18 protein-coding genes and 2 tRNA genes are annotated in these 25216 nt (G+C 67.2%); 7 read left to right on the top strand and 13 right to left on the bottom strand.

The annotated features are described in order from the left end of the window. Positions 1-70: 70 nt before the first annotated feature. The 7 genes from TFU_RS13815 to topA form a co-directional block, all read right to left on the bottom strand. Positions 71-144 (bottom strand) — tRNA-Thr (locus tag TFU_RS13815). Positions 145-207: 63 nt separating this feature from the next. Further along, positions 208-1731 carry an aminotransferase class V-fold PLP-dependent enzyme gene (locus TFU_RS13820; RefSeq protein ID WP_011293202.1) on the bottom strand — a complete coding sequence of 508 codons (1524 nt, stop codon included), beginning with the start codon at positions 1729-1731 and terminating at the stop codon, positions 208-210. A gap of 117 nt (positions 1732-1848) precedes the next feature. Then, positions 1849-3387 carry an alpha/beta hydrolase gene (locus TFU_RS13825; RefSeq protein ID WP_016189298.1) on the bottom strand — a complete coding sequence of 513 codons (1539 nt, stop codon included), beginning with the start codon at positions 3385-3387 and terminating at the stop codon, positions 1849-1851. Next, on the bottom strand, positions 3323-4129 hold the full coding sequence (locus TFU_RS13830; RefSeq protein ID WP_011293204.1) for a PSP1 domain-containing protein: 807 nt from the start codon (positions 4127-4129) through the stop codon (positions 3323-3325). The genes TFU_RS13825 and TFU_RS13830 overlap by 65 nt, the downstream gene beginning before the upstream one ends. Before the next feature lie 51 nt (positions 4130-4180). Then, positions 4181-5353, bottom strand: a complete 1173-nt coding sequence (locus TFU_RS13835; protein WP_011293205.1) for a DNA polymerase III subunit delta' — start codon at positions 5351-5353, stop codon at positions 4181-4183. A 73-nt stretch (positions 5354-5426) separates the two neighbouring features. Further along, on the bottom strand, positions 5427-7487 hold the full coding sequence (gene tmk, locus TFU_RS13840; protein WP_011293206.1) for a dTMP kinase: 2061 nt from the start codon (positions 7485-7487) through the stop codon (positions 5427-5429). A gap of 158 nt (positions 7488-7645) precedes the next feature. Further along, positions 7646-10366 (bottom strand): type I DNA topoisomerase, encoded by a 2721-nt coding sequence (gene topA, locus TFU_RS13845; RefSeq protein WP_011293207.1) that lies wholly within the window; start codon positions 10364-10366, stop codon positions 7646-7648. A 226-nt stretch (positions 10367-10592) separates the two neighbouring features. Between topA and TFU_RS15925 the strand changes: the two genes are divergently transcribed. Further along, positions 10593-10778: a DUF5703 family protein gene (locus TFU_RS15925; RefSeq protein WP_011293208.1), complete on the top strand. Its 186-nt coding sequence runs from the start codon at positions 10593-10595 to the stop codon at positions 10776-10778. 143 nt (positions 10779-10921) lie between these two features. Here TFU_RS15925 and TFU_RS13850 read toward each other — a convergent pair whose 3' ends face one another. Both TFU_RS13850 and TFU_RS13855 read right to left on the bottom strand, forming a co-directional pair. After that, positions 10922-11638 carry a hypothetical protein gene (locus TFU_RS13850; protein ID WP_011293209.1) on the bottom strand — a complete coding sequence of 239 codons (717 nt, stop codon included), beginning with the start codon at positions 11636-11638 and terminating at the stop codon, positions 10922-10924. Between the two features lie 732 nt (positions 11639-12370). Continuing rightward, positions 12371-13672, bottom strand: coding sequence for a M20/M25/M40 family metallo-hydrolase (locus tag TFU_RS13855; protein ID WP_011293210.1), 1302 nt, complete (start codon positions 13670-13672; stop codon positions 12371-12373). Positions 13673-13892: 220 nt separating this feature from the next. On the opposite strand from TFU_RS13855, the gene TFU_RS13860 reads away from it, so the two are divergent. Beyond that, positions 13893-13978, top strand: a tRNA-Leu gene (locus TFU_RS13860). A 567-nt stretch (positions 13979-14545) separates the two neighbouring features. On the opposite strand, the gene TFU_RS13865 is transcribed toward TFU_RS13860, so the two are convergent. The 3 genes from TFU_RS13865 to TFU_RS13875 form a co-directional block, all read right to left on the bottom strand. Beyond that, positions 14546-15640 (bottom strand): polysaccharide deacetylase family protein, encoded by a 1095-nt coding sequence (locus TFU_RS13865; RefSeq protein WP_011293211.1) that lies wholly within the window; start codon positions 15638-15640, stop codon positions 14546-14548. A gap of 203 nt (positions 15641-15843) precedes the next feature. Next, positions 15844-16524: a polysaccharide deacetylase family protein gene (locus tag TFU_RS13870; protein WP_227480935.1), complete on the bottom strand. Its 681-nt coding sequence runs from the start codon at positions 16522-16524 to the stop codon at positions 15844-15846. Between the two features lie 164 nt (positions 16525-16688). Next, positions 16689-17735: a LacI family DNA-binding transcriptional regulator gene (locus TFU_RS13875; protein WP_011293213.1), complete on the bottom strand. Its 1047-nt coding sequence runs from the start codon at positions 17733-17735 to the stop codon at positions 16689-16691. 169 nt (positions 17736-17904) lie between these two features. Here TFU_RS13875 and TFU_RS13880 point away from each other — a divergent pair, with 169 nt between their 5' ends. The 5 genes from TFU_RS13880 to TFU_RS13900 all read left to right on the top strand — a co-directional run bounded on the left by TFU_RS13880 (position 17905) and on the right by TFU_RS13900 (position 23815). Then, complete coding sequence (locus tag TFU_RS13880) at positions 17905-19104, top strand: endo-1,4-beta-xylanase (protein WP_011293214.1); 1200 nt, start codon at positions 17905-17907, stop codon at positions 19102-19104. A gap of 836 nt (positions 19105-19940) precedes the next feature. Further along, on the top strand, positions 19941-21098 hold the full coding sequence (locus TFU_RS13885) for a hypothetical protein (protein ID WP_011293215.1): 1158 nt from the start codon (positions 19941-19943) through the stop codon (positions 21096-21098). A gap of 185 nt (positions 21099-21283) precedes the next feature. Continuing rightward, the gene (locus TFU_RS13890; RefSeq protein WP_011293216.1) at positions 21284-21958 is read left to right on the top strand and encodes a helix-turn-helix transcriptional regulator; all 675 of its coding nucleotides are present in this window, start codon (positions 21284-21286) and stop codon (positions 21956-21958) included. After that, the gene (locus TFU_RS13895) at positions 21955-23370 is read left to right on the top strand and encodes a multicopper oxidase domain-containing protein (RefSeq protein WP_011293217.1); all 1416 of its coding nucleotides are present in this window, start codon (positions 21955-21957) and stop codon (positions 23368-23370) included. Before TFU_RS13890 ends, TFU_RS13895 begins: the two co-directional genes overlap by 4 nt. Positions 23371-23374: 4 nt before the next feature. Further along, positions 23375-23815 carry a hypothetical protein gene (locus TFU_RS13900; protein ID WP_011293218.1) on the top strand — a complete coding sequence of 147 codons (441 nt, stop codon included), beginning with the start codon at positions 23375-23377 and terminating at the stop codon, positions 23813-23815. A gap of 21 nt (positions 23816-23836) precedes the next feature. Here TFU_RS13900 and TFU_RS13905 read toward each other — a convergent pair whose 3' ends face one another. Further along, on the bottom strand, positions 23837-25030 hold the full coding sequence (locus TFU_RS13905; protein WP_011293219.1) for a PP2C family protein-serine/threonine phosphatase: 1194 nt from the start codon (positions 25028-25030) through the stop codon (positions 23837-23839). Positions 25031-25216 lie beyond the last annotated feature (186 nt).

The raw sequence follows: 25216 nt of genomic DNA on the forward strand, positions 1-25216 counted from the left end.
AGAGACCCCTCCTCAGCACAGAGGACAAGAAAAGGCCCTCCCTGGACCGGGGAGGGCCTTCCGTACTGCGAGCCGCCTGTGGGAATCGAACCCACGACCTACGCATTACGAGTGCGTCGCTCTGGCCGACTGAGCTAAGGCGGCCTTCACAGAGGCTCTGTAAGTCTAGCGCGTTCCTGGGCAGGACCGAAATCGAATCCGGACGGGTCAGCACGCCACCCGTGCGGGCAGGTCGCTGGTGTCGGGGAAGCGGTCCAGGTAGGTGGAGAACGCGAAGTCCAGAAAACGCGCTCCATCATCCAGGGTACTCGCTAGGCCGAAGGAGACGCGGATCGCTCCGGCCGTGGGCATGCCCATGGCAGCGAGCACCTCGTCGACTGTGGCGGGAAACTGCAGTCCGGGCAGTCGCAGGTTTTCCCGGCGGAGCCGGAAAGCCGCCTCCCCTGCCCCGGGGTTGCAGAAGCATCCGGTCCGCAGCGAGATGGTGGCGCGTGCCGCGTCACGGGCCACCACCCGTTCGTCGACGACGCGCCCCGCCGGGTCGAGGAAGTTGAACGCGATCGTGCCGCCGCGCGCGTCCGTGGTGGTGGGCCCGTAGATGCGGACGAGCGGCGTGCCCGTGGCGTGGCGGGCGCGGACCAGCTGGTCGAGCAGCCAGCCGGTGAGGCACTGCACCCGGGTGTGCACGGTGTCGATGCCGATCGCGGACAGCCAGCGCAGTCCCACTTCCACATCCGGAATGGACAGGTAGTTGACGGTGCCGTCTTCGAAGGCTGCGGCGCCGTCCAGCGGGTGGAACCAGTCGCCTTGCACGCTGACCGCTTGGATGGTGCCTCCGGAGAACCACGGCCGCTGCAGTCGGGCAAGGGCTTCACGGCGTGCGATGAGACAGCCCAGGCCGGTCGGATACCCGAAGAGCTTGTACCAGCTCACAGGCATGAAGTCGGGGTGGATTTCTGCGAGGTCGATCCGGTTGGCGGGCGCGTAGGCGGCCGCGTCCAGCAGCACGTCGAAGCCGTAGCGGTGGGCGATGTCGATCCATTCCAGCGGGTGTTGCACGCCGGAGAAGTTGCTCTGCGCCGGGTAGGCGAATAGTCCGGCCCGCCCGCCGTTGTCCTCCCGGTTCCGGAGGGGCGGGGGTGGGGGGCGGTCGAGCGCGGTGTGAATCTCGTGTTCTTCTGCGCGCAGTTCGGGAGGTGTGACGTCGATCGTGTCGATCTGTGCTCCTCTGCGGCGCGCGAATTCGCGGATGCCGTTCACGGAGTTGTGGTTGTCGGCGAGCTGCACGAACCGGGTTCCGGGTTGGAACGGGTACGCCTCGCCGACGAGACGGCAGGCCCCGGTGGCGTTGGGGGTGAAGATGGCCGTGTACTCGTCGGGGGAGGCGTTGAAGAACCGCAGTACCGCGTCACGGGCCTGTTCCACGAGTTCGGTTGAGGCGGCGGAGGTGGGGTTGGCGGAGTGGGGGTTGCCGAAGCAGTTGGCCCGTACCCGGTCAGCATGGGCTTGGATCTGGGTTTCGGCGGGGAGTCCGCCCCCCGTGTAGTCCAGGTAGAGGTGGTTTTTGGCGTCGAGGTACCGGTATTCGGTGGCGCGCAGGTGGTCGAGTATCGCCGTGTCGGCGTACTCGGGGTAGGTGTCGAGGAACGTGCTCTGCTGGGGGATGGGGGACTGCGGGGTCGGATGCGTCCCTGTGGCGTTCGGAGCCGCGCGGTCCTTCGTCCGTTTCATGCTGCCCTCCGCGTCATGCCTGTCCTTGTGAGGGCCATTCCCGCGGTTGCGCCCCGCTTCCCACCATCCTCGCGTATTTTGAGGAGCTTTTACCTGGTTCAGGGTAGTTTGCCGGGTTTATCGGTTTGTCTGGGTTCCCAGGGCGCAGACAGTCCCGTCTTCCGGCACGTCCCCCTCCACCAGGTAGGCGTCGACTTCCGCGTCCACGCACGCGTCGAACCCGTAGGCGGTGTGGCCGTCCCCGTCCCAGGTGAGCAGCACCCCCGACTCCAGAGCCTCAGCCATTTCCTCCGCCCACGCGTACGGGGTCGCGGAGTCCCGGGTGGTGCCGACGACGAGGATGGGCGGCGCGCCATCGCCGTCGATCTCCGGCACCGCGTCCTCCTGGGCTTCTTCCGGCCAGTACGCGCACGTCAACGAGCCCCACACGAGGGACGGCCCGAACAGGGGCGACGTTGTTTTCACGGTGCGCGCAGCCTCCTCGTAGGCGGCGAGGTCCCGCGGTCCGGGCCGGTCCGCGCAGTTCACCGCGATCAGCGCGGCCAGGGAGTTCTCGTACGTGGTGCGGTTGTCCCGGCGGTACAGCATGTCGCCGAGTTCGAGAAGCGTCGTGCCGTCGCCGTCGTTGATCGCTTCAGCGAGCCCGGCGCGGACCCGCGGCCACAGCGACTCGCTGTACAAGGCGGCGAGCACCCCCAGTTCCACGCGGGTCTGGTTGATCTCCCGGTCGTCAATCCGGTTGCGCAACGGCTCGGCTGCGGCCTGCTCCATGAGTGCAGCGATCCGCGCCACCCCTTCTTCCACGGTGGGGTTCTCCCCGTCGGCGAGCGGGCAGTCGGACCAGGTCAGGCAGTCGTCAACGAAAGCGTGCAGGGCCGTGGTGAAGCCTTCCGCTTGTTCGACGCTGAGCTCCAACTGGTCGCCGTGCGGGGCGACCGCGCCATCCAGGACGAGGGCGCGCACCTTGTCGCCGAAGAGTTCGGCGTAGTGGGCGCCGATGAACGTGCCGTAGGACTTGCCGAGGTAGGTGAGCTTGTCGTCGCCGAGCACTTCCCGCAGCACGTCCAGGTCACGGGCCACGTTGGCGGTGCCCACGTGGTGGATGAGCTCCCCGGAACGTTCCAGGCACGCCGCAACGAAGTCGCGGTTCACCTGGGCGAACTCGTCCAGTCGGGTGTCGGCGGGGTCCTCGCTGTCCAGGATGGGCGCGGGGAAGCCGATGAACTCGTCCAGTCCCGCGCTGTCCATGCAGTAGATGGGGGTGCTCTGGCTGACGCCCCGCGGGTCGAAGCCGACGATGTCGAACCGTTCCCGCACCTGCTCGCTGAACAGGGAGGGGGCGGCGCTGACATAGTCGAGTCCGGAGCCGCCCGGCCCACCCGGGTTGACCACCAGGGATCCGATTTTGTCCCCGGAGGCGGGGAGGCGTTTCACCGCGATCGTCACCTGCCGTCCGGACGGGTCGTCGTAGTCCATGGGGACTGTGATCGTGCCGCATTCGAAGCCCCGGCCGCAGTCCTCCCAGGCGATCTCCTGGTCGTAGAAGGCGGCCAGCGGGTCCGCTGTCTCCGACGCGGCAAGGGGGTTGACGTTAGCGCATCCGGTCGCGAGCAGCGCCACCACCAGTGACGCGCCGATCCAGCCCTGTGTTCCCACTCGTTTCTGTTCTCCGTGCCAGGCCCTCGTAGGCGTTGTCGTATGCCTGCCTCGCCGCGCAGACGTCCGCTCGGTCGCACGAGAAGCGCCGCCCCGGGGACTCGTGCTCCTGGTCCGGCTCGTGCTCGTAGCGCAGGCAGCACATCAGCTTGCCGCACGCGCCCGAGATCCGCAGGGGATTAGCGGGCAGGTTGTGTGCTTTGGCCATGCGCATCGTCACCGGTTCGAAGCGGGTGAGGAAGGTGGCGCAGCACAGTTCGCGGCCGCACGGGCCGATACCGCCGTGCCGGCGAGCTTCGTCGCGTGCGGAGAGCCGGATGAACCGCACCCGCGCTTTGAGGGTCTGGGCCAGCTCCCGTTGCAGGGCCCGGTAGTCCACCCGGGTGCGCGACGTGTAGTAGATGGTGACGGCGTCGCTGTCGGCGACGTGGTCGGCGCCGACGACCACCAGGTCCACGCCGCGGGTGCGGGCTAGGCGCCGCGCAGTACGGCGTGCTTCAGCGCGTCGGCGGCGGGCCTGTTCGGCGCGGGCCAGGTCTGCGTCAGTGGCCAGGCCCAGGCAGACGGGGAGGCCGTGGATGTCTTCGTTGACCCACTGCGGTGCCCACACACATTCGGCAACCTCGGGTCCGCCTTCGGCGGGGACGAGCACTTTGTCGCCGACGCGGGGACTGGTCTGCCCCGGGTCGAGGTAGTGGAGCCGTCCGTACCGTTCGAAGGCCACCGCCATGATCATGGGCATGGTGATCAGCCTAAGCGGCGTCCTGCGGCCAGCACCAGTGTCGTGCAGGGCTCAGCCCAGATACAGGGCGGCGGTCATCGCTTCCATGGCGATCTGCGGGTGGACGTTGGCGTTGATGCGGCGGCGGCATTCCATGATCGCGTCGATGCGGCGCAGGGTGGCTTCCGGGGTGCTGGAGCGTGCCACGCGACGCAGGTCGGCGTCGCGGTCCGCGGTGGAGAGTTCCACGGACGCACCGAGTTGGATGGCGAGCACGTCCCGGTAGAAGGCGACCAGGTCCATGAGGAACGTGTCGTAGGCGTCCCGTTTGATGCGGGTAGCGCGGCGTTTCTGCCGTTCCTCGAGTTCTTTGAGGGCTCCGGCTGCGCCGCGCACTGCTTTGGCCACGCCTTTGCCGGTGGCGCCTTCCCCGAAAGCAGCTTTGAGGTCTGCTTTCTCCTGTTCGTCGAGGGCCGCGGTGCTTTCCTTCGCGTCGGCTTCCGCGATCTCGTACAGGCGGGCGGCGGCGTGCACGCACGCGCCGAGGCTGTCGAGCCGGGCGGGGATGGTGAGGACTTCTTCCCGCCGGGCGCGGGCGGTTTCGTCGGTGGCGAGTTGGCGGGCGCGTTCCAAGTGTCCGGCAGCGGCGCGGGCCGCGGCGACTGCGCGGTCCCGGTCGATCCCGTCCCGGGTGACGAGGGCGTCGATGATCGCTTCCGTGCTGGGGGTGCGCAGGTTCACGAGGCGGCAGCGGGAGCGGATCGTGACGAGCAGGTCGTGGGCGGTGGGCGTGCACAGCAGCCACACGGTGCGCGGGGCGGGTTCTTCGATTGCTTTGAGCAGGGCGTTGGAGGCGGCTTCGGTGGCGCGGTCGGCGTCTTCGAACAGCACGACCCGGAAGCGGCCCCCCGTGGGGCTGGAGGCGGCGCGCACCACGAGTTCCCGGGTCTGCTCCACGCCGAAGCTGAGCCCGCTGGGGCGCACGTAGAGGACGTCGGGGTGGGTTCCGGCAAGCACTTGGTGGCAGGAGGCGCATTCGCCGCAGCCGCCGTGGGTGCATTGGAGGGCGGCGGCGAATGCGCGGGCTGCCTGGGCTCGCCCTGCCCCGGGCGGGCCGGTGAACAGCCACGCGTGGGTCATGCCCGTGCCGTCACCGCCGGAGAGCAGGTTGTCGGCTGCGCGCACGGCGGCGCGCAGCCGTTGGACTACCGTGTCCTGGCCCACCAGGGTGTCGAAGACGCTCATCACCGGCCAGCATAGGGGGACCCGACGACAGTCGGGGCGGTCTGGGTGCTTCGGGCGGGTGCCTGAGGCTCGGTCACTCCTTGATGATCGGGATCATGCCGGTGATCTCTTCGGCGTCGTGGGGGACCGGGTCGGGCAGGATGCGCCGCAGGTGCCTACGGATCGCCTTGGTGATCTCTTCCTGCGGTTCCCGGGCGTCGAGCACGAGGTAGCGGTCGGGGGCGCGGTCGGCGAGTTCCAGGAAGCAGCGGCGGACCCGCTCGTGGAATTCGAGGTTTTCTGACTCGAGCCGGTCGGCGGGACGGTCGGCGTGCCGCCGCAGTCCTTCTTCGGCGGGAATGTCGAGCAGGATCGTCAGGTCCGGCACGAGCCGCCCGGTGGCCCAGTTGTTGATTGTGGCGACGTCGTCGGGGTCCAGTTCCCGTCCCGCCCCCTGGTAGGCGAGCGTGGAGTCCACGTAGCGGTCGCTGATGACGATCGCGCCGCGTTCCAGTGCGGGCCGGATCACTTTGTCGACGTGTTCGGCACGGTCGGCCGCGTACAGCAGTGCTTCGGTGCGTGCCGCCATGCCCTCGTTGGCTTTGTCGAGCAGCATGGTGCGCAGCCGCATCCCGAGTTTGGTGGCGCCCGGTTCGCGGGTGGTGAGCACGTCGAAGCCTTCGTCCCGCAGCCACACGGCGATCTCGCGGACTTGGGTGGACTTGCCGGAGCCTTCGCCGCCTTCCAGGACAACGAACAGGCCGCCGGGCTTGTCGGGGGCGCCTTCTTCTTCGGCTGCGCCGCCCAGCAGGGTTTTGAGTTCAGCCCACAGCGTCTTGTCGTGGCCTTCGTTCATCTGCCAGTAGGCCACGAGGGAGACGAGGATGAGGAGGACCGCGGCGATCAGCAGCATGCCGGCGGAGCCGTGGAACTCGTAGCTGAGCTGCCCGGCTTTGAGAGTGGCAGACCCCATGGTGGCGGCGATCAGCGGGGACACCGCGACCGAACCCATGAGTACGACGCGGGCCATGGCGTGCAGGAACGCGAAGGTGCGGCCGCGGATCTCGTCTTCGACTTCTTGTCCGAGCAGGGTCAGGCCGATCACCCAGGCGATGCCCGCGCCCACGCCGACGCCCGTGGTGAGCACTGCAGCCAGGACCATGTCGGGGATCAGGCCGGCCAGCAGCAGCGCAATCCCGGAGCCCAGCAGGGACAGGCCGAACAGTCGGCGGCGGCTGAAGTCGCGGAGCACGCGGGGTCCGGCGAACATACCGAGCGCCATGCCGGTGAAGACCGCGCCGAACAGGACACCGAACCCGGCGTTGCCGGCGCCGAGGTGGGTGACGTAGATGCGGGCGACCCCGATGACTGCGCCGCCTGCGGCGAACGCGCCGAGCATGCCCAAGAGCAGGCCGCGCACCAGGCGGGTGGTTCCCGCATACCGGAGGCCGTCCCAGATGGCGCGGAACATGGAGATCCGGGTCACCTTGTCCGAACTGTGGGTGGTGGGGATGGGCAGTCGGGCGATGACGACTGCGGCGACGAAGAAGGTGACGCCGTTGATGTAGAGGGCGATGTCGGCTTCGGGGGTTTGCAGGACCGGGAAGAGGCCGCCGAGCACCGTGCTGAGGGAGGCCAGCAGCGCGAACAGTCCGGCAGCGACGGGGGCGGAACCGTAGGTGGTGAGCAGGCTGAGCTGGTTGGCCTGTTCCAAGCGGTGCCGGGGCACCAGGTTGGGCACGGTGGCGTCCTTGGCGGGCGACCAGAACAGGGCCACGCATTCGGCGAGGAAGTTGGCGATGAGCAGCCAGTCCAGGCGGCCCACGATGGGGATCGAAATGTAGAGCAGGCCGCGGATAACGTCGCCCACGACCATGGTGAGGCGGCGGTCGAGCCGGTCGGCGAGGACTCCCGCGATCGGGCTGAGCACCACCGAGGGGAGCACTTTGAGGACGACGACTCCGCTCACCGCGAAGTATTGGATGACTGCTTCCTCGCCCTCGGTGAGGATCGCGGCCAAAGACATGAGTGCCAGGAGGCTCAGCCAGTCACCGAGGCTGGACAGGGATAGCGCAATCCACAGCCGCCGGAATGGCGGAATCGCGAGAACGGTGCGCGCCTCGCTGGGTGTCCCTAGGGGTGCGGGTCTGCTCATGGCGACCAGCGTAGCGACGGGTGCGAATCATGCAACGCTTACGGAATGCCCATTATTGGCATTTCTGGACATCTTCTCCCGGGGCCTCAGGATGAAAAGGACGTTCGTCCTGATCAGGAAGGGGAGGACCCGGGAAGGTCCTCCCCCTGGAATGCCTGTCACGCTTTTTTCGCGGTGCTTTTCGTGGTCTTCCGCGTGGTGGTGCGGGACGTGGTCTTCTTCGCGGGCGCTTTAGCCCGCCGCTCCGCCAGCAGTTCCGCGGCGCGCTCCGGGGTCAGCGACTCCACGTCGTCCCCCTTGCGCAAGGAGGCGTTGCTCTCCCCGTCGGTGACGTAGGGGCCGAACCGACCTTCTTTGATCACCATGGGCTTGCCGGTGACGGGGTCCGGGCCGAGTTCCCGCAGCGGCGGCGCCGCGGCCCGGGTGCGCCGCTTCTTCGGCTGGGCGAAAAGCTCCTTGGCTTCTTCGATCGTGACCGTGAACAGTTGCTCTTCGGTTTCCAGGGAGCGGCTTTCGCTGCCTTTCTTCAAGTAGGGGCCGAACCGGCCGTTCTGCGCGGTCACCTGCTCCCCGTCGATCTCCCCGACGACGCGGGGCAGGGAGAGCAGCTTCAACGCGTCCTCGAGGGTGATCGTCTCCAACGACATGGACTTCAGCAGGGACGCGGTGCGCGGCTTGGGGGCAGCGGTCTTCTTCCGCCCCTTCGGCTTCGCCTCCTCGGCCTCAGCTTCGGTCTCTTCGATGACCTCGGTGACATAGGGGCCGAACCGGCCGTTCTTCGCCACAATGGTGCGCCCCGTCTCCGGGTCCTTGCCGAGTTCCCGGTCCCCGTTGGGCTGGGCAAACAGTTCTTCGGCCCGCTCCTTGGTGAGCTCGTCCGGGGCGAGGTCGTCGGGTACGTTCACCCGCTGGCCGTTGCGTTCCAGGTAGGGGCCGTAGCGGCCGACCCGCAGCACGATGTCGCTGTCCGGCAGCGGGAACGAGCTGATCTCCTTGGGGTCGATGTCCCCCAGGTGCTCGTTGACGAGTTCTTTGAGGCCGATCTGTCCGTCAGCGCCGAAGTAGAACCGGCGCAGCCACGGCACCCGTTCCGCTTCCCCGCGGGCAATCGCGTCGAGCACGTCTTCCATGCGCGCGGTGAAGTCGTAGTCGACCAGGTGGCTGAAGTGCCGCTCCAGCAACTGGACCACGGCGAACGCCAGGAAGGACGGCACAAGCGCGGAGCCCTTCTTGAACACGTAGCCGCGTTCCAGGATGGTGCCGATGATGGTGGCGTAGGTGGAGGGGCGGCCGATTTCGCGCTCTTCCAGTTCTTTGACTAGGGACGCCTCGGTGTAGCGGGCGGGCGGCCGGGTGCTGTGTCCTTCCGCGTCGACGCTTTGGGCGTGCAGCGGGTCTCCTTCGGTGAGCGGTGGCAGCCGCCGTTCCCGGTCGTCGAGTTCGGCCTGCGGGTCGTCGGTGCCTTCCACGTAGGCTTTGAGGAAGCCGTGGAAGGTGATGATCTTCCCGGTGGCGGAGAATTCGACCTGTTCGCCAGCGGTGGAGGTCCCTGCGACGCGGACGCTCACCGATTCGCCGACCGCATCCTTCATCTGGGAGGCGATCGTGCGTTTCCAGATGAGTTCGTAGAGGCGGAGCTCCACCCCGCTCAGCCCGGTCTCCGCGGGGGTGCGGAAAGTGTCGCCGGCCGGGCGGATCGCCTCGTGGGCTTCCTGGGCGTTTTTGACTTTGCTGGTGTAGGTGCGGGGCTTGTCCGGCAGGTAGTTGTCGCCGTACAGGCGGGCGACTTGGGCGCGGGCCGCGGCGATAGCGCTCTCCGACAGGGTGGTGCTGTCGGTGCGCATGTAGGTGATGTAGCCGTTCTCGTACAGCCGCTGCGCCACCTGCATGGTCTGCTTGGCGGACAGGCCCAGCTTGCGGGAGGCCTCCTGCTGCAGGGTGGTGGTGCGGAACGGCGCGTACGGCGACCGCCGGTAGGGTTTCCGCTCCACGGAACGCACCGTGTACTGGGCTCCGGCCAGGCGTTCCGCGAGTCCGCGCGCCGTCTCCTCGTCCAAGTGCCGCACCCCCTTGGGGGAGCGCAGCACGCCTTGGGAGGTGAAGTCGCGGCCTTGGGCGACCCGGTCGCCGTCCACGGTGGCCAGGGTGGCCGGGAAGGTCGTGGGGTCGGCCCCGTCTGTCCCGGTGAGGACAGCGAAGACAGCTTTGAGGCCCCAGTATTCGGCCGGGGTGAACGCGATCCGTTCGCGTTCCCGTTCAACCACGAGACGGGTCGCCACGGACTGCACTCGCCCTGCCGACAGGCTGGGCATGACCTTCTTCCACAGCACCGGGGAGACCTCGTAGCCGTAGAGCCGGTCGAGGATGCGGCGGGTCTCCTGGGCGTCGACCAGGCGCAGGTTGAGGTCGCGGGTGTGTTGGGCCGCGTGGCGGATGGCTTCCTTGGTGATCTCGTTGAACACCATGCGCTTGACCGGGATCGTGGGTTTGAGTTCCTCGCGCAGGTGCCAGGCGATCGCTTCGCCTTCGCGGTCCTCGTCGGTGGCCAGGTACAGTTCGTCAGCTTCGGCCAGCAGTTCTTTGAGCCTCTTGACTTGGGCTTTCTTGTCGGCGTTGACCACGTAGAGAGGCTCAAAGTCGCGGTCGACGTTCACTCCGAGGCGCGCCCACGGCTCGTCCTTGTAGCGTGCCGGGATCTCCGCGGCCTTGTTTGGCAGATCCCGGATGTGGCCGATGCTGGACTCCACGATGTAGCCGGGGCCGAGGTAGCCCGCGATCGTCTTCGCCTTGGCGGGCGACTCGACGATGACGAGTTTGTTTCCTCCGCCCCGTGCGGTGTCCTTCACGCCGTCTCCGGCACTGCCCTTCTTGGGTGGCACGTCTTCCCCTACGTCTCGCCTCGCGTTCGCGCGTCCACTCCGCAACGCGCGGGTCGGTTGCCCAAACTTTGACGGTAACCGACGCCGCTTGGTGCCTTTCGCACATCCGGACCGACGTGATGGGCCCGCGGTCCGGGTATCTCCCACTATGGGAGAGACACTGTCCCTCAGTTCGTCCGGGTAACGCTCTGGCGCAACACCCGTCAGCAGTCGCAGAATAAACGCAATGCTTGAGTACGAATACCAGGAACTCCGCTTTCCACGCGGCACTTCGCGGAGCGCGGCCCGTCAGGCCCTCACTGATCACGCCGAATACGGACGGTGGGAGCTGGCCCGAGTACGTGTGTACATGGACGGCAGCCGCCGTGTCACCTTACGGCGCCGGATCATCCGACAACCCAGACTAGTGTGATTTCAGACACAAACATAGCGAGGCATGTCCGTGTCCTTTGAACGGCGCGGAGGAAATGCCCTCGTCGCAGGACAGACTGGAGAAGTCTGGCCTGCAGACCACGGCGCGGGTGCGGGGTCTCCGCCGTCGACGGTCCGCTGCCGTCACCGGAACAGGTTCGGCCGGTCTGCGCGGCCAAGACCGTACCCGACGTAGATCGCGACCCCACCGAGCAGGATCGTGGCGACCCCCGCGGTGAGCAGCGGGGAGTCCTGAGATCCGACCGTGGTCAGCGCATACGAGGCGACTTCGGGGGCTGCAGGGCGGTCAAGCGGTTCCGGCAGTCGGGGGATTTCTGCGAGACGCAGCGGAGGGATCTCCTCAGGCTCCGGGCTCGCGGCATGCCAGGTGTCGTTGTTGCGGGGAATGTTCGCTTCGAGGACGGGGGCGATTCCGGGCTCCGCAGCGGACACCGGTTCTGCCTCGGCCTCGCGGGAGGGGGCTTCCACCGGTTCCGGTGTCTCCTCGGTTTCCTGGGGCGGCGTGATGGCGTGGACTTCGACGATCTGCGGCAGGTTTGCTAGCGGGCAGTGCGCTTCGGCTCGGCACCGGTCCGGGGCCGCGTCTGCTTCGGCGGGTGCGGGCTGTTCTGCAGCGGGGGCGGCTGGCGTGGTTGCGGTCGCGCACACTGTGGAGCGCTGCACGAGCGTGAGAGAGGTGTCGCAGACGTTGAGCGTGGTGTCGATCAGGGGGGTCCACTTTCCGTTGAGGAGCGCGTCGTGGTCGTCTCCGACCGTGTCGGCATACGCTGCCGGGCTGGCCGCGACAAAGCCCGCGGCGATGAGGGCGGCGAGCGTGGTGTTCCGCACGGGTGCGTACATGCGTGTTCTCCCTCTGGACAAGTCTCTGGTGTCGACGGACGCGGCGGTGCGGGTTATGTGAGGGTTGGGGAGCCGTCGGCGGGTGTGCGCCGGTCGGGTTGGGCCGCGTTCCGACTGGCCGGGTGGGGAGTACCTCGACGTCGTTGTCGCCTCGATAGGGGAGCTGTCCCGTGGACCGGGAAGTGCCGGGGCGGCTTCTGGGGTGCCGCGGCGGGGGTTTGCGTCGCCCGGTCCGGGTGCCGATGCCGCCACCATCGGCCGACGCTGTGCGGGCTTCCCGGGAGTGTGCGGCTGCCCCGCACTGGTGGGAAGCCACCGCGGAACAGGGTGGCACCGCCACCCCGCAGCGGGGCAGCGGTAGTCGTGGGGGCCACGGCCAGCGCAGCCTTCGCTTTCCACTCGGTGGGGAAGGCAGATCGGGCGGGGTCCGCCCCGAATCTGACGCCCAACCCGTCGCGGGCCGGGATGTGAGCGGAAGCGGGAGGGGCAGCACCGCAGACCGGACGGCCAGCGGCGTCCTGTCGCTCGCGTTCCGAGCACACCATGGACCAACCCCTCAGTGACTCCGGCTGAGCAGGACTAATCCCACGACTGTCGCGGAGATTCAGCTCTCCGAAACACAAAGCAACGGTAGCACCGAGTAAGCAGTCCGTCTCGATGTGAAACCAGGCGTGTCTAGGGTGAACCGTCCCGAAACCACCCCGAAGCGGTCCCGGGACGGCAAGGCGTTGCTCAGGCCAGGTCGAAGAAACGGTCGAGGACCCGTACCCCGAACTGCAGGGCGTCGACGGGGACCCGTTCGTCTACCCCGTGGAACATGCCCGCGAAGTCCAATCCCGGGGGCAGCCGCAGCGGCACAAACCCGAAGTTGCGGATACCGAGCCGCATGAACGCCTTGGCGTCGGTGCCGCCGGACATGCAGTACGGCACGGCCTTGGCTCCTGCGTCTTCGGCCTGCAGCGCCTGGGTCATGGCGGTGACGATGCCGCCGGTGAACTCGGTCTGCACGGCAGGCAGGTACTGGATGAATTCGCGGGTGACCTTGGGGCCGAGCAGTCGGTCGATCTCCGCGAAGAACTCCTTTTCCAACCCGGGGAGGAAACGCCCGTCCACTTGTGCGGTGGCCGTTCCGGGGATGACGTTGGCCTTGTAGCCTCCGGCCAGAACGGTGGGGTTCACCGAGTTGCGCAGGGTCGCGCCCACCATGCTCGCGGCCGGGCCCAGCTGGGCCACGGTGGCTTCCACGTCGTCTTCGCGGAACTCGATACCGAACTCGGCGCACACTTCTTCGAGGAAGGTGCGTACTGCCGGGGTGAGCCGGACCGGGAACTTGTGCTGGCCCAGCCGGGCCACGGCGGCAGCGAGTTCGGTGATCGCGTTGTCGTTGTTCACCATCGACCCGTGCCCTGCCGTGCCCCGCGCGGTCAGCCGCATCCACGCGAGGCCTTTTTCTGCGGTTTCGATCAGGTACAGCCGCCGGTTCTCGTTGACGGTGATGCTGAACCCGCCGACTTCGCTGATCGCCTCGGTGCAGTCGGCGAACAGGTCGGGATGCTTTTCCACCAGCCAGTGGGCGCCGTGGGTCCCTCCGGCTTCCTCGTCGGCGAGGAAGGCGAGCACGATGTCCCGCGGAGGGCGGCGTCCTTCCCGCATCCGCTGCCGGACTACTGCGAGCACCATCGCGTCCATGTCTTTCATGTCGATGGCGCCCCGGCCCCACACGCATCCGTCGGCGACCTCCCCGGAGAAGGGGTGGTGGGTCCAGTCGGCGGGGTCCGCGGGAACCACGTCGAGGTGTCCTTGCACAAGGAGCGGCGGCCGGGACGGATCAGTTCCTTCGATCCGCGCCACCACGCTGCTGCGCTTGGGGTGGGATTCGTAGATCGTTGCTTCCAGGCCGACTTCGTCGAGTTTGGCGGCCACGTATTCGGCGGCTTCGCGTTCCCCCGGCCCGGAGTGGTCCCCGTAGTTGGAGGTATCGATCGCGATGAGCTCTCGGCACAGGTCGACGACCTCGGTTTCGGCCGTGCTCATCCCTTCCCTGTCCGTCATGGGTCGCACACCATCCTTTGTTGCGTTGATTCCTGCCCCCATGGTCCCGGTTCTGAGCAGTCCTGTGCTGCTTCTCGACGGATGAGGTCTCCGTTGTCGGCTAAGCTGCCGATCCGAGGCAGGGTTTATTGGCGTACGGGCCACCCCAGAGTTTTGATATGGTTGTCTTTGTCAGGCGGTGGTCCGCCAAGGAGCACCCCAGGTCCGGGTGGCGGAATAGGTAGACGCGCTAGCTTGAGGTGCTAGTGCCCGTTATAGGGCATGGGGGTTCAAGTCCCCCCTCGGACACGGACCTGAATCGACAAAGTCCTGGTTGCTGGCAGCAGCGGCCAGGACTTTTCGTTGTGTGGGCAGTCAGGCCAACGCTAGGCCGGGTTCGGCGTAGGCTTCCGCGGTGCAGGGGGCTGTGCCTGGAAGCGGCGAGTGCGTCTCTGTTCCAAGATTGCTTCGGACCTTGGCAGATACCGGGCTGGCGTTCCTGTTCGCCGCGGTGTGATTTTCCTCGACTGGTTCCAGAGCTCTCGGCGGTTGGTGGCCTGGGAAAGCCGGCAGCGGGGCCAACCGGGCGTTGTCCGGCGCTGCGGCGATAGCCCCCGGCAGAGGTGTCTCCGCCTGGCCATCTGCCGGGTAGTGATCCCTGCTTGTCCTGGCGCAAGGCCGGGTGATCCCAGAGGACTTGCCTCTGCGGGAGAGTGTGCGGCTTCTGCCCCGCGTCAGGGTTCCTGCAGGCCAGAAACGAACAGCCGCACTCGTGCGCTGTGTGGGGGTACAGCGCACGGGTGCGGCTTTGCGGTATGGGTGGTGGGGCCGCCCTTGGGGCGGCCCCGGTGTGGTTCACCTCAACGTGGGTCCGGGTCAGGAGCAGGTGGCTCCGTTGAGGGTGAACTGGGAGGGCGGGGAGACGTTGCCGGTCTTGTCAGCAACGAAGCCCAGTTCCACGCTCTGGCCCGGCTGGAGCGTGGAGTTCCAGGCAGGAGCGTGGACGGTGATCTGCGAGCCGCTCTGGCTCCACTCGCCGTTCCAGCCGTTGGAGATGTTCACACCCGAGAAGCTGAACTGCAGGGTCCAGTTGTTGATGGGCGAGGATCCGGTGTTGGAGACGGTGATCGCCCCCTGCATACCGTGACCCCAGTCATTGACCACGGTGTAGTCCACGTCACAGGTGGCTCCCGGGTTGCCAGGGCCAGGGGTGGGAGTCGGAGTGGGGGTCGGCGTCGGGGTCGGGGTGGGCGTCGGGCCAGGGTTCGTGGGCGCGCCAGCGGGGAAGGTGAAGGTCCAGCCCTGCGCCTTCCACTGCGGGATGACCTGGTCCACGGCTTGCACGGTCTGGCTACGGTCGCCTCCACCGTCGTGGAGCAAAATCACCGCCCCCGGGGTGACCCGCTCGTTGAGCCGCCGCACCAGTTCGCTGGTGCCGGGAGGCTCCCAGTCGGCGATGTCCATGGCCCAGCCCAGCGGCTGCATGCCCATGTCAGCGGCGACCTGCGGGCTCTGTCCCCACGAGCCGTACGGGGCCCGGAAGTACGGGATGTCAGCGTTGGGGACAGCCTCGCGGATGGCCTGGTTGGTGGCTTCCAAGTCGGCGCGGATCTGGGCTGCCGACCAGTTCCCCATGTCGTCGTGGCGCATCGAGTGGTTGCACAGGATGTGCCCCTCCTCCGCGATCTGCCGGGCGATCGCCGGGTATTGGCGGACGTGCTCGCCCCACAGGCAGAACACCGCTTTGACCTGGTGTTTGCGCAGGACCGACAGGAGGGCCGGGGTGTCGTTCGGGTTGGGGCCGTCGTCGAAGGTGAGGGCGACGGTCCTTCCGGGCTGCCCGGTGGTGGTGACGATGTCAGGAGTCACCTGGGCGTGGGCTGTGGCGGCGGAGGTGAAGGCGAGTCCTAGCGCGCACAAGGCCACCAGGAGACGTTTCCGTAAGGGGGAGCGTCGGGGGACGGTCGTCATCTAGGTCTCCTCTCCCTGGCCCGAAATTTTCGGAAACTTCCGGAAGATATAGGAAACCTAGAGAGCACCACGCCTCTATGTCAATATGTGTACACACTCCGTAATAGGCGACTTTTTCGACAACTCGGGCAGATCGCCTGGAAGTGTGTCGGCCCGCTCCCGCCCGCCCACCCCGCCAATAGGCACCGTCCCCAAGCCCCGGATCAGCCCAGACGCAGGACGATCATGCTGGGCTGCACCGGCCGGGCAGGACGTGTGAAGATCCAGTCCTGCGCCTGCCACCGCGGGATCACCTGGTCCACGGCTTGCACGGTCTGGCTGCGGTCGCCGATCCCGTCGTGGAGCAGGACCACCGCCCCCGGGGTGAGCTGCTCGTTGAGCCGCCGCACCAGTTCGCTGGTGCCAGGCTGCTCCCAGTCGGCGACTTCGACCGTCCAGCCCAACGGCTGCATGCCCAGGTCAGCGGCGACCTGCGGGCTCTGTCCCCACGAGCCATACGGAGCCCGGAAGTAGGGGATGCGTGCCCCGGGCACTGCCTCGCGGATGGCTTTGCTGGCTTCGAGCAGGTCAGCCCGGATGTCCGCGGCTGACCAGTCGCCCAAGTCGTCGTGGTGCATCGAGTGGTTGCACAGTGTGTGGCCGTGCAGCACGATCCTGCGGACCAGGTCAGGGTGGTTGCGTGCCTGGTCACCCACCAGGCAGAACACGGCTTTGACCTGGTATTTGTGCAGGACTTCGAGCAGAGCCGGAGTGTTGTCCGGGTCGGGACCGTCATCGAAGGTCAGTGCGACGGTCTTCCCGGCCCTGCCCGTGGTGGTGACGAGGTCGGCGGTCGCCTTGGCATGCGCGGGAGCTGCAATGCCGCAGGTTAAACCGATGGTCAAGACGGAGAGCACGCCGAGTAAGCCGTGCCACCGCTTCGTTTGCCCACAGAGCATGGATGGAAACCTCACACGGGAATCTCCCGGACTTTTCTGCGTCCGGGCAGGTAAAGAGACGCCAAAGAAATCGACTCCGCACAGTCAACGGAGCCTTACATAAAGTAGCGTCATTTTTTGGTTGCTGTGGGCGAAGGAGCGGTGCTGTCTCGAACGATGAGCTCAGTAGCGAGTTCAACGCGAGGACTTTCGATCTCCTCGCTGTCCATGAGTCGGCGCAGGGTGCGCACGGCGAGTCGACCCATGTCGTCGAGGGGCTGGCGCACCGTGGTCAGCGGCGGGGACGACCACCGTGCCTGCGGCAGGTCGTCGAAGCCGACCACGCTGACATCGTCGGGGACGCGGAGGCCACGCTGGCGCAGCGCCTCGTAGACGCCGAGAGCCATCTGGTCGCTGGCCGCGAACACCGCCGTCGGCGGATCGTCCAGGTCAAACAGGCGTTCACCGGCGCGGAACCCGGATTCGTAGTTGAATTCCCCGGGAGCGATCAGCTCGGGGTCCACCTCGATTCCCGCTGTTTCCAGGCCGGCCCGGTAGCCGTCGAGGCGGGCGCGGCTGCACCACAGTTCGGGGCGTCCGGCCACGAAGCCGATCCGCCGGTGGCCGAGCTCGATGAGGTGCGTCGTGGCGCTGAGTCCGCCTGCCCAGTTCGTGCAGCCGATCGTGGGCACCGTGAGGTCAGAGAGTCCGACCGGGTCGATGACCACCACCGGAATGTGGAGTTCTTCCAGTTCGGAGCGGAGTTCGGAGTCCAGGTCTGTGGTGACGAGAACCGCGCCGTCGCTGGCCCGGGAGCGGACGTTTTGGAGCCATTTCCGGGTGGAGCTGGCTTGGCGGTGGATGGCGGACACGGCGATGCCGCTGTCCATGCCGTGCGCGGCATCCTCGACCCCGCGGATGATCTCCACTGCCCACGGGCTGTCCAGGTCGTTGAAGACCAGGTCGATGAGGCCGATCCGCTCGCCGCGGCGCTGTCCGTCGCCGCGGCTCCCCCTGCGGCGGTATCCGCGGAGGCGGAGCAGGTTTTCGATGCGTTCGCGGGTCTCGGGTGCTACATCGCCTCGTCCGTTGAGGACGCGCGAGACCGTCGGCGCGGACACACCCGCCTCTGCCGCGATTGCGGAAATCGTCACGGATCGGCTCGGTGTCTCGGCCACGCGTCCTCCTTTTCCTCTGTCTCTCCTTCAAAGTATGAGCGCAGAAGGCCGCGGTCATACCTAAGACGTCGCCCGGTGGTTGACGACCTGCCCCATTGCCTCTAGTGTCCTTCGTCACAATGTTCCGGAAATTTTCGGAAAATATTACGACTCAACCTTAGGGAGTCTGATGAAACCGGTGCGTCTCATCACCGCCGCGCTCACTACTGCGGTGCTGTCTCTCCCCCTCATGGTGGTTCCCGCTAGCGCGGGACCGGTCCACGACCATCATCCCGCTCCCCACTCCAACGCGAAATCCGAGCGGCTGCGCTGGGCTGCCCCCGACGGCTTCTACATCGGCAGCGCGGTCGCGGGCGGCGGCCACCACCTGGAGCAGGACTACCCCGACCCCTTCACCCACGACGGGAAATACCGCAGCATCCTGGCTCAGCAGTTCAGCTCAGTCTCCCCGGAAAACCAGATGAAGTGGGAGTACATCCATCCTGAGCCGGACCGCTACGACTTCGCCATGGCCGACAAGATCGTCGACTTCGCGGAGCGTAACGACCAGAAGGTCCGCGGTCACACCCTGCTGTGGCACAGCCAGAACCCCGAGTGGCTCGAAGAGGGCGACTACTCCCCTGAGGAGCTGCGCGAGATCCTGCGGGACCACATCACCACCGTGGTCGGCCGCTACGCCGGACGGATCCACCAGTGGGATGTGGCCAACGAGATCTTCGACGAGCAGGGCAACCTGCGTACTCAGGAGAACATCTGGATCCGCGAGCTCGGCCCCGGCATCATCGCTGACGCGTTCCGCTGGGCGCACGAGGCAGACCCGAACGCGGAGCTGTTCTTCAACGACTACAACGTGGAGGGCATCAACCCGAAGAGCGACGCCTACTACGAACTCATCCAGGAGCTGCTCGACGACGGGGTTCCGGTCCACGGCTTCTCCGTCCAGGGGCACCTGAGCACCCGCTACGGCTTCCCGGGCGACCTGGAACAGAACCTGCGCCGGTTCGACGAGCTCGGTCTGGCCACGGCGATCACCGAGCTGGACGTGCGCATGGACCTGCCGGCCAGCGGCAAGCCGACCCCGAAGCAGTTGGAGCAGCAGGCCGACTACTACCAGCAGGCGCTTGAAGCGTGCCTGGCCGTGGAAGGCTGCGACTCCTTCACGATCTGGGGCTTCACGGACAAGTACTCCTGGGTGCCGGTGTTCTTCCCCGACGAGGGCGCGGCGACGATCATGACGGAGAAGTACGAGCGCAAGCCCGCTTTCTTCGCGCTGCAGCAGACGCTGCGGGAAGCCCGGTGCGCGGACAGCCCCAAGCCGGGACCGGGCAAGCCGAAGCCGGGCAAGGGCCCCAAGCACGATCACTGCTGAGGCGCTCCGTTCTGAGCTTCGGGGAGGGCGCCGCGTGGGGCGGCTGCTCCCTGGGCGTAGCGCTTGACGGCGGGGAGCCGGGACTCCCGGTTCCCCGCCACGGCATGTCTGCCCCTGGCGTGTGCCAGGGGCAGTTTTTCTGCGCTGCACCGGCCGGATGCGTCCCGCGCGGCTTCCATGGGGTGCGAGGCCAGTTGTCAGACCTAGTGGGCGTGCCCGCGGTTGTTCGCGCCGGGCACGGTGCGGCCTAGGGCCGTGGGAGCGTGCTTCCCAGCTTGCGGGCGCAGGCGGTCTCGCGGGGTCTCTCCTCGGCGTCCCGCCAGCGGGATTCTGCGGTGCGGTCCCCTTTTTCCTGGTGGGGAAGAGGATCCTGGACTCCGGTATGCATACCGTTTTTTCGATTTCTGTTCGGATTCCGTCCCCTTACCAGGGCCTGACCTCGAAAACTCCACAGATTGTCCGTAAAGTCCGCTGTATTCGTTCTGCCATCGGCGTGAAATTTCCTTTAACTTATCCGCCCTCGGACGTCAAAAAAATACGCGAGTACCGCGGATCGCCACCGCCACCTCGGCCTCTACGGATTCCGCACAGAAACCGCGCCAGCGGCACAGTCGCATAACCGCTGCTCACCCACGGGATCCCTGACCGGGATTACCCGAATTCTTCCTATTGGTGATCATTCCGCTATTCTTCAGGCAAGAAAACCGCATCTCCCCGCCGGAATCCCGGTTCTCGGGCGGCAGAGACGACACAATCGTCCGTTCCTGCCTCGACCTTTCCACGCCCGAAACGCGGAGAGAGCCCTGTTCCCCCCAGGACGATCCGAAGGACGAACCGTGACGAACACCAGACGGTCTCCGCAGACCCCGGTTTCCGCACTCCTCGCCCTCCTGCTCCCACTGGCAGCCTGCGGCGGAGACGGGACCTCGAGCGCCCCACCCACGCCAGAGGACCGGGGCGTCACTGCTGAGACGCTGTCCGGTTTCGCCCGGCTGGCGGAGAGCTCGTCGGGAAAGACCGTCTACCTCACCTTTCACGACGTGGATGACGGAGTCCAGAAGCTCTTCCTCGACCTCACCGAACTGACGGACCGCTCCGCGAACTACATGTTCTTCCTGGACACCACGGACTTCGCGTTCTCCGCGGACTTCCGCCACGCCGCCTACGAGACCTCGGAAGGAGAAATCCGGCTCGCCGAGCTGGACGCCGACAGCCGCTCCTACCATGTGACCGCGGTCCTCGCGCCGGACGAAGCAGCGCCGGAGACCGAGGACGTGTACGGCGTCGGAAGCGAGGAATCCGAAGCCGAAGTCTCCTACCAGTCCCCGCAGTTCTCCCCGAACGGCAGCGAATTGTGGTTCGAAGAACGGCGCGAAGGGGAGGAGAAATACCGGGTACTCGCGGTGCCCACTGACGCTCCTCTCGACAATCCCCCGGAGGAACGGGGCGAGGTGCCGCACGATTCTCTTCCCCTCGAAGAGTATGAAGGGGCTCTTCTCCTCAAAGGTCCGGAAGGCTCTTTCATCCCTAAAGCCGCCTACACCGCCACTACGGACAACAAACTCCAGATATTGACCTCTCCTCGAGGGGCAGCCACCCAAGAATTCCACTTCCTCACCGACGGGACCCGGGTCGCCTCGCGGAATTTCCTCCCCGGGCCGTCGGGGAACTTCGTCGGCCTCCTGCCGAAGGACGGGCAGGGGGGTGAGGTCGACCACTCCACGCTGCGGACGTTCAAACTGTCCCCGGACGGCGAAGTCTCCGACGTGGAAGAGCTCGTCACACTCTCCGGGAAGAAGATCGAGCGCATCTGGACGGACTTCGACAACAACCGCTACGTCCTCTACGCGGACGGTACCTACTACGGTTTCCCGTTCCACGCCCGGGGCGGCTCACCGACGGAGCTGTTCTCCGAGTTCACCTTCGACGACTCCGTCTCCCACCGCACCGACTCGGCACGCATTCTCGGCATCATCCCCAAGCAGGGCACGTAGCGGGCACGCCCAGCAGTCGTGACGGCCCCGCCGGTCCCGCCGGTGAGGGCCGTTGTTTCTTCCGCAAAGCAGCCGCGACGCGCACGCCCCACCGCCGTACCAGGGGAAACGCTTCACTACCACCCCCGAATTTTTACGGCGATCACCGTATTTACACTGGGAGCGTGGGAAGTGAGGACGGGACCGTGCGAACTCCAGGCATCGACCCCGGCGAACACCGGGTCTTCGCGGACCCGAGCCGGGTGGCTGTCTGGGAAGCCCTCCGCCGTGCCCCAGGTCCGCTCACCGTTCAGGACCTCGCCCAGCGTGTAGGGCTCCACGCCAACACTGTCCGCGGCCATCTAGCGATCCTCGCGGAACGCGGATACGTGACCAGCGCCCCTGAGGAACGCGACCAGCCCGGCCGCCCCCGCCTGCTCTATTCCGCGGTCACAGACGAGACCGCTGCCCTGCGCAACTACCGGCTGCTCGCGGAAATGCTCGTCGACTACCTCGCGGAAACAGCGGCCGACCACGCCGCCGCCGCGATCGACGCCGGCCGCAGCTACGGCCGCCGCATGGTGCATGCACCGCAGGCGGGCGAGCGGGTCGATGCCGACACCGCGATCCGCGCCGTGGCCACGCTGCTGGACCAGGCCGGTTTCCGTCCCCGCCGCAGCGCAGCCGGCATCGACCTGCACCGCTGCCCGTTCCGGGAACTCGCCGAATCCGCCCCCGACATCGTCTGCGGCATCCACCTGGGCATGATGCGCGGCGTGCTCGCCGAACTGGGCGCCCCCGTGGAGGCGGTGCGGCTGCGGCCCTTCGCGGAACCCGACCGCTGTGTCGCAGAACTCCGGCCCCGTAAGGAGACAGAGTGAACGCCGACACCCTCCTGTGGTCCCTGCTGCTCGGCGTCATCGTCGTCGCTGCCGCGGCGGCGATCATCATCCCCACCGTGCGGAACAGCAGCACGGCTCCCCCGCCCGGGGCGGTAGGGACCGCGCTGGGTGCGGCGCTCACCGCCGCTGCCCTCGGCATAGCGGGCAGCGGAACCGCTCCCGCCTCCGAAGTGCCCGCGGGCTCCGGCCAGGTCCGTACCGTCGACGTGGTGCTGGGCGACATGACCGTCTCCCCGTCCCACGTCACCGTCGCGCCCGGCGACTCCCTCGTCCTCCGCGTGCGCAACGAGGACACTCAAGTCCACGACTTGGTGGTGGAGACCGGGGCCCGCACGCCCCGGCTTGCGCCAGGTGACAGCGCCACCCTGCAGGTCGGCACGGTGACCGAGCCCATCGACGCCTGGTGCACTGTGCTCGGGCACAGCGCCGCGGGCATGCGGATGCGGATCGACACCACTGACACTGCGGACAGCGCTGACAGCCCCGACACGCCCGCTGGTGCGGACAGCGGTCCGCCCGCACCGCTCCCCCTGTCCGCGGAGATGAGCGACGACTGGCAGCCCCGCGACGCTGTCCTGCCGCCCGCGCCGGACCGCACCGAACACGAAGTGGAGATCCGGGTCACCGAAACCGAGCTGGAGGTCGCCCCCGGGGTGCGGCAGAGCGTGTGGACGTTCGGCGGCGACGTCCCCGGCCCTGTGCTGCGCGGCAAGGTCGGCGACGTGTTCACCGTGACCTTCGTCAACGACGGCACGATGGGCCACGGCATCGACTTCCACGCCAGCAGTCTCGCCCCGGACGAGCCGATGCGCACGATCAATCCGGGCGAGCGCCTCACCTACCGGTTCCGCGCGGAGAAAGCCGGTGCCTGGGTGTACCACTGTTCGACCTCGCCCATGCTGCAGCACATCGGCAACGGCATGTACGGCGCGGTCATCATCGACCCGCCCGACCTTGAGCCGGTCGACCGTGAATACCTGCTGGTCCAAGGAGAGCTGTACCTGGGCGAGCCGGGCAGCGCCGACCAGGTCGCCCGGATGCGGGCGGGTGAGCCGGACGCGTGGGTGTTCAACGGGGTCGCCGCCGGCTACGCCCACGCGCCGTTGACCGCCGAGGTCGGGGAGCGCGTCCGGATCTGGGTGGTGGCGGCCGGTCCCACCAGCGGAACGTCTTTCCACATCGTCGGCGCCCAGTTCGACACCGTCTACAAGGAGGGTGCCTACCTGGTGCGCCGTGGCGACGCCGGGGGCGCGCAAGCGCTCGACCTGGCGGTCGCCCAAGGCGGTTTTGTCGAAACAGTGTTCCCCGAAGCGGGCTCCTATCCCTTTGTCGACCATGACATGCGGCATGCCGAGAACGGGGCCCGCGGCTTCTTCACGATCACGGAGTGAAACGGTGCTGACGATCTGGACAGTGGTGCGGTTTCTCCACGTACTCGGCGCTGCACTGTGGGTGGGCGGGCAGCTCACCGTGTCCCTGGTGGTGTTGCCGCTGGCCCGGCGCAGCCTGGACGACGAACGGCGCGCCACCCTGTTGACCGCGGTCGGCCGACGGTTCGGCATTCTTACCGCGGCGTTCTTCCTGCCGTTGCAGATCGGCACCGGTGTCGCCTTGGCGTGGCGGAAGGGCGTGACATGGGAGTCGCTGCTCCTGCCCGGCTACGGGCAGATCCTGACCGCCAAACTCGTGCTGTTTGCTCTGGTGATGGTGGCGGCGGCACTGCACGGCGAAGCGAGTTCGCGGGGATACCCAGTCTTCGCCCGGGTGATGGCGATCACCAGCGTGGTGGCCTCGGTGGGGGTGATCGCGCTGGCCGCTGCCCTGCCCGCCACCTGACCGGCGGCCGGGGTTGACAGGTCAGCGGGCGGCCTGCCGGGGCGGCTCTGCCACGGGGGCGGCGCTCCGCTCCCGGTACAGGGTCAGCACGGTCATATCGTCGCGGTAGTCCTCCTCGGTGAACTCGCCCAGGTCCGCGGCGATCCGTTCGATGAGCTGTTCCGCGGGCACGTTCCGCCACCCGCGGAGGCGTTCTTTCAAGGGGTAGAACTTCCCGTCGCGGTTGCGTGCCTCGGTGACCCCGTCCGTGCACAGCAGGAGGGTCGCCTCCGGGGGTAGGGAGAACTCTTGGATGACCCGGGCCTGGGGGACGAGGCTGCCCAAGCCCAGCGGGGCGCTGGGGTCGTGCGGGACTGCTGGACCGGCGTACTGGGGGCACACCACGTAGGGCGGGAGGTGGCCGCAGTTGATGACCCGCACCCGGCCCTGGTCGTCGATGTCGAGGAGGAGCGCGGTGACGAACCGTTCCGGCTCTTGGACCTGTTTGGCGTAGATGTTGTACCGCACCACTGAGGTGTCCAGTACATCCGCTAGTTGGATGAGGTCTTTGATGTGGTAGGCGGCGCTGCGGAAAGCGCCGAGGACGGAGAACGCGGTGCCGACCGCGGGCAGGCCTTTGCCTTGGACGTCGGCGATCATCACCCTTACCCCGAAAGGGGTACGGACCACTTCGTAGATGTCGCCGCCCACCATCTGGTTCTCTTCGACGGGCCGGTAGTGGCCGTCGACGATGAGCCCGGACACCCGTGCGGGCAGCGGGCGGAGGATCCGCCGTTGGAGCTCGGCGACGGTCGACCGCAGCTGGCGGACTTCTTCTTCGTGGGAGCGCCGCCGGTACTCTTCTTCGGCGCTGCGGATGCGGTACCAGCTCGCTGCGATGCTCAGCACCGCCAGGACTGCGGCGAGCACGAGCCCGTACAGTTCTTGGCCGGAGATCCCGTCCCGCGAGGCGTACACCATGAAAGCGACAAGGTAGGTCCACCCGGCGATGATGGCGGTCTGCTGCAGTGTGCCGACCGTGGCGACGATCGCGGGAAGAAAAACGAGAAACGGAACGAGCGGCGCAAGCGCTCCCACCACGAAGCTGAGGGTGAGGACAAGCGAAATCCCCAGCGAGGCCCAGAACACGACCGTGCCCAGGGTGGACGACCGTCGTGGCCCCGCACTGAGGGGGCGTCCCTGTTCCACGGCTCCGCCAGCACCGGCAGTCCGCATCACGATCTCCTCTTCCCGGTGTGCTGTCCGTGTGTGATCCGGTAACCGGTACCCACCAGGAAAAACAGCACACCGGTGACGTTCTTGTCCCGAGGCCGGTGGACCATAACGCTGACTACGGGGAATGCGGGCCGTGGCACCTGCCGGGCACGCGAGTAAAAAAAGGGGCCCGCCTCGGGTTCCGCG

The sequence above is a fragment of the Thermobifida fusca YX genome (assembly GCF_000012405.1).
Taxonomy (GTDB): Bacteria; Actinomycetota; Actinomycetes; order Streptosporangiales; family Streptosporangiaceae; genus Thermobifida; species Thermobifida fusca.